This is a genomic window from Streptomyces soli (genome assembly GCF_003999195.1).
GTDB classification, from domain to species: Bacteria; Actinomycetota; Actinomycetes; order Streptomycetales; family Streptomycetaceae; genus Actinacidiphila; species Actinacidiphila soli.
The window spans coordinates 19,726-29,926 of record NZ_RJVR01000329.1 but is presented as its reverse complement, the minus strand read 5'-3'; the positions used below and the strand labels follow the sequence as shown (position 1 = coordinate 29,926).

Here is a 10,201-nt window from a genome sequence, read left to right as displayed (position 1 = left end):
ACCGTGCGCCCCGGAACTCCTTCACCTCACGACACCTGGGCGACCATCACTCCGGCGCCTACAGATGACCCCAGTCGCCTAATCAAGCGACGTTGGGCACCGGCGCACCCCCAGCCGCACATCCCGAACGGGCGAGTCGCGGCCTGACGACAAAATCAGCCGAATGGCTTATGGGCGCCTGGGCGGAAAAGACTCGCCTCATCGTTACGATTTGACGACTTATGAGTCGCCATGGAGCCGGACGAGTTCATCCAGCTCGTCGCCCAGCGGGCCACGTCCCGCAGGAGCAGGCGCAGTCGCTGACCCGGGCCACGGTGCTGATGCTCGCAGAGCGGATCACCAGCGGCGAGGCCCGCGATCTGGCCGAAGTCCTTCCACCGGAAATCGCCCCGCCGCTGATCCCGCCGGCGGACGTCGCCCAAAAATTCGGCGTCGACGAATTCATCCGCCGGATGAGTGACCGCGCGAACACCGGCGAGACGATCGCCCGCCGGGGAGTTGCGGCGGTCTTCATGACACTCGAGCAAGCCGTCCCGGCCAAAGAGTTCCAGGACGTCATGGACCAGCTGCCGAACGAGTTCCAAAACATCTGACGGCGGCACCATCCCGCCCGGCGACCTACGCCAATTGAGGCGGGCCGGCCAGGCAGGCTCGAACGTGGCCAAAAGTTCCACCAGGGCTCGCCGGCCGAGCCCGATGAAAGGGGGGCGGCGTCAAGGGCGGTCGCGATCGGCGCGGGGCCGCCTTGCCGCTGGCGGCCAACGATGCACTGGGGTCGGACGGTACGAAGGTCACCAGCGGCCTGTTCGTCGTCTCGGCGGCGGGGCCGTTGTGGGGCACCTGCGGCTGACCGGCTGGGCCAAGCGTCGCTGGAGCCCTGACCAGGCGCTGGTGCGGGGGCTGATGTGGATGGGGTTGGCCTTCGTGCCGCTGGCACTCGCTCCCCAGGGTGAGCCTGTCGCCATGCTCGGTGCGCTGGTGGTGGCTGTGGTGCTGCTGGCGGCGGGGGGTGCGGTGGTCTATCCCTTCGAGATGGACACCGTCGTCTCGCTGTCCGGCGACCGCCTGGTCGCAACCCACTACGGGCTCTACAACACCGTGTCCGGCCTGGGTATCACGCTGGGCAACCTCGCTACCGGCGCCCTGTGGGACTTCGTCGGCCGCCATCACGCGTTGTGGCTGACCTGGTTCGCCCTGGCCGCCACCGGTCTGGCCTGCGCGAGCGCTGTTCTGGCCCTCGCCCGCTCCGGACGGCTTGCCGCCGCGAACGTGCAGGCGGCACCTGCCTGAGCGGCCTGCCGTGCGAGGGTACACAATTTTCTGAATCCAGGATTTTGTGTACCGTCTTGGCCTTGCAGCCGACACCGGCGGCCAACTGCTGCACGGTGAAGGCCCGGGCAGCCTCGGCGCTCGTACTTGTACTGGCCTGCGGTCGAGGCGAAATGCTGCCAATCGCCACAGCTTGCGGTTCGCTGTCTGCGCCGCATCCGGCGGTCAGCAGCGCAGATGCAGTCGCCAGAACTCGCAGCATGCGCGCGCGGCGACGCCGCCTCCGGGACGGGTCATCCATAGAGCGCCCTTCTTGTGTGGCTGGTGCGTGCGTCAATGCCTCGGGGGTACGTGCGCCGTGGCATGGGCGTTCAGCGGACATCGCCGAGCCGTTCACCGCGAACGCGCTCAGTTGTGGCCGCTTCCAAGTCCATGTCGGTGGCGCGGACTGCGGTCAATTGCCATCAGCCGGACAGGTTCGGTGCCTTCGGTGTCGTGCCGCTCCGCCCACGCGGTCAGCGCGGTCAGGCAGGCGTGGTCCAGGTGGCGGAGCCCGAGCAGGTCCAGTTCGATAGGCCGGTCTATCGGCAGGGCTTCCAGGGTGTCGAGCATCTTCGGCAGCCGCAGGAAGGTGGCGTTGCCGGTGAGCGTGGCCCGGACCGGGCCGTGGCCGTGGTCGAGGACCTCCACCTGGATGTGCGAGGTCTCCCAGGCCGTCTTGACGATCGCGAGACCAAGACCGATCAGAACGCCCTCGAACATGTTGACAGCCACGATCGCCAGCGCGGTGACCATGAGGATCACAGCCTCACCACGGTGCTCGCGCCACAGCGGGCCGAGCTGGGTGAGCGGCAGCAGCTTGAAGCCCGCATAGACCAGGACCCCGGCGAGCGCAGCGACGGGAATGACGCCGAGCACGGCGGGCAGCAGCGCGGCGAACAGCAGCAGCCACACGCCGTGCAGCACCCGGGACGCCTTGGTCTTCGCGCCGGCCTGGACGTTCGCGGCGCTGCGTACGATGACCGCAGTCATCGGCAGCGCCCCCAGCACCCCGCACAGCGTGTTGCCCGCGCCCTGGGCCATGAGTTCCTTGTCGTAGTCGGTGCGCGGGCCGTCATGCAGCCGGTCCACCGCCGCCGCGCTGAACAGGCTCTCCGCCGAGGCGATCAAGGTGAACGCGACGACCGTGCCGAGCACGCCGATCTCGACCAGCTGCCCGACCTCGGCCGGTCCCGGCGGTTGAATCGCCCCGAGCAGACCCCGCACCTGGACCTTGGCCACCCGCATCCCGCACAGCGCTGCGACGGCGGTGGACACGCCCACGGCCACCAACGCGCCCGGCACCATCCGCACTCTGGCGGGCATCCGGGCCCACAGCACCATCACCACGATGCTGCCCGCACCGATGACGAACGCGGACAACGCCGCAGCCGAGGACACGAGTTCGGCGGCGAGGCCGGGCAACCCGGCGATCTTTCCGAGACCGCTCGCCGGGGCCTTGGCGCCGGCCATGGCGTACAGCTGTCCGGCGATGATGACGAGCCCGATCCCGGCGAGCATCCCCTCCACCACGGCGACCGAGATGGCCCGGAACCACCGCCCCAGCTTCATCGCGCCGAGCGCCAATTGCACCAGCCCGGCGGCCAGGACGATGATGCCGAGGGCGGGGAGGCCGTAGGCGTTGACGGCTTCGTAGACAAGGACGGTCAGGCCGGCGGCGGGGCCGGAGACCTGCAGGCTGCTGCCGGGCAACAGCCCGGTGATCAGGCCGCCGACGATGCCGGTGACCAGGCCCAGCTCGGCCGGTACTCCGGAGGCGACGGCCACGCCCACGCACAGCGGCAGGGCGACGAGGAAGACCACCAATGAGGCGGTCAGATCGGTACGCAGTGCACGCCTGAGCGGCACGGTGAGGGAAGACATGGGGGTTCTTTCCGTGACGATTGACGAATCCGGACGGGTGACGTATGGCGGTGCGGGTGCCGTGCACCGTCCGGCGGCTACAGCGGCTGGAACTCGCGATTCCCTCACCCGTCCGGTGAGCGGAGTCAGGGTGGATCCATGCTGGTGACACCGCGCCGCTCCGCGACGAGGCCGCCGGTGAAGGCGGTGCTGCTCTCGGCGGGCGCTGTGATGGCACTCGGTGCCACGGTCCTTGCAGCCACCGCGTCCGGCGCCCAAGGCGGCAGCACCGCCAGCCCGTCGGGGAACCCGACCGCAGCCGCGTTCCCCGAGGTCAACCTTCCCTTCAACACCGGTTCGCCCGGCGGGAAGGGCACGGTCAACGTCACCGTCGAACCTGGCCTGATCGGTCGCAACAGCGTGCAGGCCGTCGTGCTCGACGCGCAGGGCGGCATTGCGAACGTACCGGAGGTGCGGATGACCTTCACCCTGCCGGGCAAGAGCATCGGGCAGCTCGACGCGAAGCTGAAGAACAAAGGTGGCTACTTCGGCTCCGACACCCTGAACCTGCCCTTCCCCGGCACCTGGAGAATGGCCGTAACGATCCGCACCTCGGACACCGACCAGGCGACCGCGACCATCAATGTGACCATCAGCCGCAGTCGCCCCGTTTCCTGCCACAGCATCACCTCGCGCGTCGCGGGCGATCAGCCGAACAGGGTCATCAGTCGCCGCAGCGCCTTACGGACAGGTGGCCGACTCGACGGCCGCCCCTTCGGCTCAGCCGGGGCCGCCGTGGGTACGGGGACGGGGCGGGTACGGGACTCCGCCGGTGTGGACGTGGCCGGGGAGGAACAACGGGCGGCTTCGGCGCGCGCCAGCGCGCTCATGACCGCGTAGGGATCCATGGGCATGATGAAGAACTCCTGCGGTGTCGAATCCAGCGGTACGGAACACGGACAGGCCACACCCACGTAGAGGCGCGGCCCTGGTCCGGTCAGCAGCGCAGGACGACAGTGCGCAGAGCGGACGCGCAGGACCCTTGGCTGCCGGGCCCGCCCGACGTGGCGGAACCCTGTACGGACGGAACCACGGCCCGTTCCGGGACCCTTGCGGCGGCATCAGAAGCCTTGTGCGCTAGGACGCCGGGGCGGGGCTGGCATGCGGACGCGGCGCAACCGGTCCCCGCCTCTCCGCCGAGGTGTTTCTCCACGCCACCGACTGCCACGGTCACCGGATGCACCAGCCCGCAATGGTCGAAGTCGTAGGCCACAGCCGCGACCGACGAGGCGGCCCGCTGGCCGCAGCGGTCGGTGTCCAGGGCCGCCAAATGTGCCGATCCGGGCGAGAACGCGGCGTGCAGCAGTGCCACCAACGCGATGAGCAGCACAGCACGCAGACCACCGGGCGCCGCCGTACGGCGGCCGGTGTCGCTGGTCTGCTTCATATGGAACTCCCAGTGCGCTCTCCACGAGACAACCCCGCCACGCCGACTACCGCACGCCGACCGCACCCAAAGGGGGAAAACCCCACCCGATCCGACTAATACGCCGCTGCCCCGCGATGTTTCTGCCATCAAGGCCTCATGTCCGATTCACCCCCCGGTGTGCTGCGGTCCGCCTGAGCTGACGGGCTCCAGGGCGGACGCCGCCTCCTCGATGTCGTCCTGGCCCAGCAGGCCGGAGGACGCGCCCTCGAAAACGGCCAGGTCGAGATTGCCGTCGCCGGTGAGGCGATTTCCAGGCCGACCACGGATCCGTCGTCCTCCTTTCTGATGAACATCAGGTCGAGGATTCGGATGAGGCCACGGTCCACCAGATCGACCAGCAACGGGAAGCCCTCGCCAGTTATTCGGTTACCGGGAAACTCGACGACCACATAGTCGATCGGTCCCATCTCATCGAATTCATCGCTCACGGCGTCACCCCTGGTGCTCGTGGCCTTCCCCCGAATGCCATCGCATCGTCGGGCGCAAGCCCCCGCACCTCGGTGCAATATTCACCCGTCGGACCCCGTCCAGGTGGCCTTATCGCCACCGTAGGGATCTCCTGTGACCATGACCAACAGCGCGCCCCCGCCCGATCCGGCGAAGCGCGCCGGTGGTCCATCCGGTGACGAGCTGCTCTCGACGCGGGAACGCAGCGAACTGGACGAGCTGCGGCACCGGGTGAGCGCACTGGAGAACACCGTGCCGTCCGGGGCTGGGCGGCACTGGCTCCGGTCGGCGGGTTCAGTCCTGCTGATCCTCCTCGCCTCGCTGCTCTCACTACTGGCTGTCGTCTCGGTCTGGGCAAACAGCATCGTGCGGGACACGAACCGCTACGTCGCCACCGTGGCGCCACTGGCGAGCAACCCGGATGTGCAGAAGGCGATCACCAACCGGGTCACCACCGCAGTCCTGGCGCAGATCGACGTAGAGGCGCTGGTCAAGCAGCTGACCCAGGTGGCCGCGCAGGAGGGTGCCGCCCCGCAGGCGGCCAAGCTGCTCGGCAACCTGAGCGGCCCGATCACGAGCGGCCTGAAAAGCCTGGTCAGCAGCACCGTGGAGCGGGTGGTCTCCAGCAGCGCCTTCAACACCGTCTGGGTGAACGCGAACCGCTCGATCCACAGCGCCGTGGACAAGGCCCTCACGGGCGAGGCCGGCGGTGCGGTGTCCCTGAAGAACAATCAGGTGGCCATCGACGTGGGCCCTATCGTAGCCAAGGTCAAGGACCAGCTGGTCAAAGCCGGCTTCGCGCCGGCCGCGAGAATCCCGGCCGTCCACACCGACTTCGTGGTGTTCGCGTCGAAGGACGTCGGCAAGATCAAGACGTATCTGAGAGTGCTGGAGATCATCGGCGGCTGGCTTCCCATCATCGCCGTGCTGATCGCCGCCGCAGGCGTGTACCTGGCCGCCAACCGCCGCCGGGCCCTGATCTGGGCCGCGCTCGGGGTGTTCGCCGCCATGCTGCTGCTCGGCATCACACTCACCGTCGCCCGGGCGATCTACCTCGACCATCTGCCCGTCGCGACGTCCGACGCCGCCGCCGGTGCGGTGTACGACGCGCTGGTCAAGTTCCTGCGCGCCAGCGTACGGGCGGTCGGTGCGGTCGCCCTCGTGACCGCCATCGGCGCCTTCTTCAACGGGCCGTCCCGGGCCGCTGTCCTCACCCGTACGGGCTGCCGCAGGAGCATCGGCGCATTGCGCGACGTGGCCATGTCGGCGGGGTTCCCGATGAGGGCGGTCGGCCGGTTCGTGCACCACTTCAAACGGTGGATCGGCGGCGTGATCCTGGCAGTCGCCGCGGTCGTCCTGTTCACCTGGAACTACCCGACCACGGCGGTCGTGGTGTGGACAGTGGCGATCGTGCTGGTGGCCTTCGCGATCCGCGAGTTCCTGGACGCCGCGCCTACGCAGCCCGCCTGACCGCGCGCAGGCGCGGTGCAGTGCGGTTGCGCAGGTTCCGGCCCCGGCGAGTCGCTCCCTGCGCGACACGGCCCCCCCGTGCTGGTGATCTGCGAACTGCTCGGCGTGCCCTACGCCGACCACGAGTTCTTCCAGCACAACAGCAAGATCCTGATCAATCGTGACCAGCCGCCGGAGGCGACGCTGGAGGCGCAGCGCAAACTGATCGATTATCTGGAGCGGCAAGTCGCGGAAAACTTGCCAACCCAGCGGACGACCTGCTGTCCAAGCTCGGCTGCGTTGTCGGGATCGTCCGCCACGCCGCGCTGGGGACACCTCCCGGCCGACGACGCTCCGCGTCGCCTCTCTCCTCCGCCTTGCCAGACTCGGCCCTCGACACGCTCCTTCCTCCGCCCCACCTATTCGCGCGGCCTCTTACCCGTCCAGGCTCTGTGCGCCGGACAGGGCCTAACCCGGGCCCCGGCCGTCCTGGGCCCCGGCGTTCGGGACAGTGTCCAGCCCTGCCATGAGTTCCGCGAAGGCGCGGGAGGCGGTGGGAGAGGTGAAGAGGCGGTCGAGCCGGGCGCGGGCCAGGCCGCGGTGGAAGGGGCCGGAGTGGGTGTCGTCGCCGGCGTCGTGGAGGGTCCGGGTCAGCCAGTGGGAGAACTCCTGGTCGTTCCAGACGCGGCGGAGGCAGCACTGTGAGTAGGTGCGCAGGCCGGTCTCATCGTGGTCGCGGACGGAGTCCCGGACGGCGCGGGCGAAGAGGTCGGCGTCGTGGAGGGCGAGGTTCATGCCCTTGCCGCCCATGGGGGAGACGATGTGGGCCGCGTCGCCGACGAGGAAGAGGCGGCCGTACTGCATGGGGTCGTGGACAAGGCTGCGGAGCCGGAAGGTCTCGCGGTCGGTGATCGGGCCGGGGGTGAGAGCGGGGTCGGCGAGCCGGGTACGCAGTGCGTCCCAGACGCGGGGGTCGGGCCAGGCGCCGGGGTGGTCGTCGGGCGGGCACTGGAGGTAGTAGCGGCTGGCGTGCGGGCCGCGGGCGAAGTGGGCGGCGAAGCCGTGCGGGCTGACGGCGAAAAGGGGGCGGGCCGGGGGCGGGGCGTCGGCGAGGACGGTGAGCCAGCCGATGCCGTGGTCGAAGGCGTGGGCGGTGAGAACGCCGTCGGGGACGCTGGCGCGGCTGATGCCGCGGTCACCGTCGCAGCCGGCGACGAAGGCGCAGGCGATGGCACGGAGGGTGCCGTCGGCGGTGCGGTAGCGGACGGTCGGGCGGTCGCCGGTCAGGTCGTGCAGGGAGATGTCGGCGGCCTCGAAGCGCAGGTCGCCGCCGTCGGCGAGGTACCCGGCAGTGAGCTTTTGGACCAGTACCTGCTGGGGGCAGAGGCGGGCCGGGGGGCCTTCGGAGCCGTCGTCGTCGGACACCAGGTGGCTCTCACCGTCCACCCGGAACTCCAGTGTGCCGTCGGAGGGGACGCCGCCCAGGACTTGGTCGGCCAGCCCCCAGGAGTCGAACATCCGGACGGCGCGGGCTTCGACAATGCCGGCCCGCTGGCGCTGTGCCACGTGCTCGCGGGTTCGGCGTTCCAGGACGACGCAGTCGATGCCGCTGTGCCGCAGCAGGTTGGCGACGGTCAGACCGGCCGGCCCCGCGCCGATCACCACGACGGTCGTTGACTCCGGTGACTCCCACAACTCCGGTGCCTGTTCGGCCACTTGGCCACCTCCGGCGTTCAGCCTAGCCGAGTAGGTCCGATGTCTGAGCTGGTGAGGGAGCATGGAGAGAGGGCGCTCAAGATCATGTCGTGACGCAAGACCCGAGCACCCTCTTGACCGCACTGCACGTGAAGATTGATGACGAGATCCGAGGGACCCGGTGGATGGGACGGCCGCCACTGCTGACCGACTCCGAACTCGCCTGCCTTGCCGTGGCGCAGGCGCTGCTCGGCCACCACTACGAGTCCCGCCGGCTGCGCTTCGCCCGCAAACATTGAAGAGGGTCCGCCAGCTCATCGAATCGGTCAGCGACACCCTCAAGGGCCAGGTCGACCTGGAACAACACGGCGGTCCGACCTTCGATGGCGCCGCCATCCGGGCCGCCCAGCGCATCCTCGCGATGGCCGCCGCGATCTGGCATAACCGCACGACGGAGTCCCGGTCACCCGATCCCTGTACGACCATTGATCACATCGGACTCAGTCGTCTCGTGGTCCTTGGCTACGGCGTGACTTTTTGCTGTGTCCCATTGGCGGTTGAAATACCATCGTCTGCCGGTGTCATACGCGCGGCGGGCCCTGCGGACGGCGGGGATCTGGGTGGCGCGGTGGATCTGCTGGTGCCACGGTGGCCGGGCGCCCTGGCGCATTGACATGCTGTATGCGAACGAAATCGCGTCCTGGTCGAGATAACGGTCCAGATCCTCGAACCACGCCATGCTCTGGCGGGCTTTCGCCTGCACTGGTTCGAGCTCCGCTCTGCGGTGCGTGTCGTACTCGTGCAAGGCCTTAGGCACGTCGGGGTATTCGTTCAGGCTGTGGGCGAGGACGATGGCGTCGATCATGGCCAGTCTGGTGCCCGAACCCAGTGTGAAGTGTGTGGTGTGGGCGGCGTCGCCGACCAGAACAGTGTTTCCGCGGTACCAGGTCTCATTGCTCAGGTGTGCGAATCGCTGCCAGTTCGCCGGTGCGCCGCGGGACTTGCTGATCAGGCGGTGGCCGTCGAGCGGGCGCTGAAAGATGTCTTCGAGCAGCCGCACTCCCTCGTCGGTGCTGAGCGTATCCAGTCCCAGGGCCTGCCAGGTCTTCGGGGAGCATTCCACGATGCAGGTGCTGGTTCCCTCGAAGGAGGGGTAGGCGTGGAACCAGAGCCATCCCGCCGACGTCTGTTCGAAGGCGAACACGAAGCTGTCGAACGTTTTGTCGGTTCCGAGCCAGATGTAGGGGTTGTGGCCGACGTCCACGCGGGTGCCGAAGTCCTCGCGGTGCAGTTGCCTGATGCGGCTGTTGGCGCCGTCGGCGGCGACGACGAGGTCGGCCTCGGGCAGCGCGGAGGGGTCTTCGAGCGGGTGGCCGTAGCGGACGTCGACGCCGAGGTCTGAGGCGCGCCGGGCAAGGATTTCCAAAAGTGCCGCTCGGCCCATGCTGTATCCGTACCCGCCGAAGTACGCTGTCTGCTCGCCGCGGAGGCCGTGCACGCGTACTTCTTGGTCCTGCCACAGCACGGACCTTGCTTTCATTTCCCGGGCGCTGTCGGGGTCGTTGCGGTAGAGCGTGACCAGCAGGTCGTCCCAGTACACGACCCCCCAGCCGTAGGTAGCCGTGGGGGGGTCGCGCTCGAGAACGGTGATCTGGTGACCGGGGTCGCGCAGCTTCGCCGAGATCGCGAAGTACAGCCCCGCAGGTCCCGCGCCGACACAGACGATCTTCACAGCGCACCGCCTCGGCTGTCGGTGGGGGTGCCCCTACGCCTTGTGGCGGCCCGGTTCTGTGGCACTGGCCGTGGCAGGTGCTTGTGCCTTGTCGCTGGCGATGCTTTCACTCGGTTCGCCTCCGCGTCTGCAGTTGGTGGAGAGGGGTCCGGGTGCCCGACTTCTGTCGGGCACCCGGATCAAACAGCGGGAAACTGCTGTGTGGTGGTGGGTTGAAC

At 68.7% G+C, this 10,201-nt stretch carries 7 protein-coding genes and 3 pseudogenes; 5 read left to right on the top strand and 5 right to left on the bottom strand.

Features of this window, described 5'->3' with window-relative positions:
- Positions 1–221 precede the first annotated feature (221 nt).
- Entirely contained in the window at positions 222–593 is a 372-nt protein-coding gene (locus EFK10_RS39085; RefSeq protein WP_127360400.1) for a DUF2267 domain-containing protein, read from the top strand.
- Between the two features lie 149 nt (positions 594–742).
- Positions 743–1,290: pseudogene (locus EFK10_RS39080) on the top strand (MFS transporter); the annotation flags it as partial.
- A gap of 387 nt (positions 1,291–1,677) precedes the next feature.
- On the opposite strand, the gene EFK10_RS39075 reads toward EFK10_RS39080, so the two are convergent.
- Entirely contained in the window at positions 1,678–3,192 is a 1,515-nt protein-coding gene (locus EFK10_RS39075) for a SulP family inorganic anion transporter (protein WP_127360399.1), read from the bottom strand.
- 138 nt (positions 3,193–3,330) lie between these two features.
- Here EFK10_RS39075 and EFK10_RS39070 point away from each other — a divergent pair, with 138 nt between their 5' ends.
- Positions 3,331–4,071, top strand: coding sequence for a hypothetical protein (locus EFK10_RS39070; protein ID WP_127360398.1), 741 nt, complete (start codon positions 3,331–3,333; stop codon positions 4,069–4,071).
- Between the two features lie 97 nt (positions 4,072–4,168).
- On the opposite strand, the gene EFK10_RS39065 is transcribed toward EFK10_RS39070, so the two are convergent.
- Positions 4,169–4,618, bottom strand: coding sequence for a hypothetical protein (locus EFK10_RS39065; RefSeq protein WP_127360397.1), 450 nt, complete (start codon positions 4,616–4,618; stop codon positions 4,169–4,171).
- Positions 4,619–4,786: 168 nt separating this feature from the next.
- Positions 4,787–5,067, bottom strand: a pseudogene (locus tag EFK10_RS39060) (DUF6325 family protein); the annotation flags it as partial.
- Between the two features lie 160 nt (positions 5,068–5,227).
- Between EFK10_RS39060 and EFK10_RS39055 the strand changes: the two are divergent.
- Positions 5,228–6,577, top strand: a complete 1,350-nt coding sequence (locus EFK10_RS39055; protein WP_240677748.1) for a hypothetical protein — start codon at positions 5,228–5,230, stop codon at positions 6,575–6,577.
- 447 nt (positions 6,578–7,024) lie between these two features.
- Here EFK10_RS39055 and EFK10_RS39050 read toward each other — a convergent pair whose 3' ends face one another.
- Entirely contained in the window at positions 7,025–8,251 is a 1,227-nt protein-coding gene (locus EFK10_RS39050; protein WP_407647235.1) for a 4-hydroxybenzoate 3-monooxygenase, read from the bottom strand.
- 110 nt (positions 8,252–8,361) lie between these two features.
- Here EFK10_RS39050 and EFK10_RS53835 point away from each other — a divergent pair.
- Positions 8,362–8,740, top strand: a pseudogene (locus EFK10_RS53835) (hypothetical protein).
- Here EFK10_RS53835 and EFK10_RS39040 read toward each other — a convergent pair.
- On the bottom strand, positions 8,715–9,983 hold the full coding sequence (locus EFK10_RS39040; RefSeq protein WP_127360395.1) for an FAD-dependent monooxygenase: 1,269 nt from the start codon (positions 9,981–9,983) through the stop codon (positions 8,715–8,717). The pseudogene EFK10_RS53835 and the gene EFK10_RS39040 sit on opposite strands and share 26 nt — an antisense overlap.
- Positions 9,984–10,201: the final 218 nt, after the last annotated feature.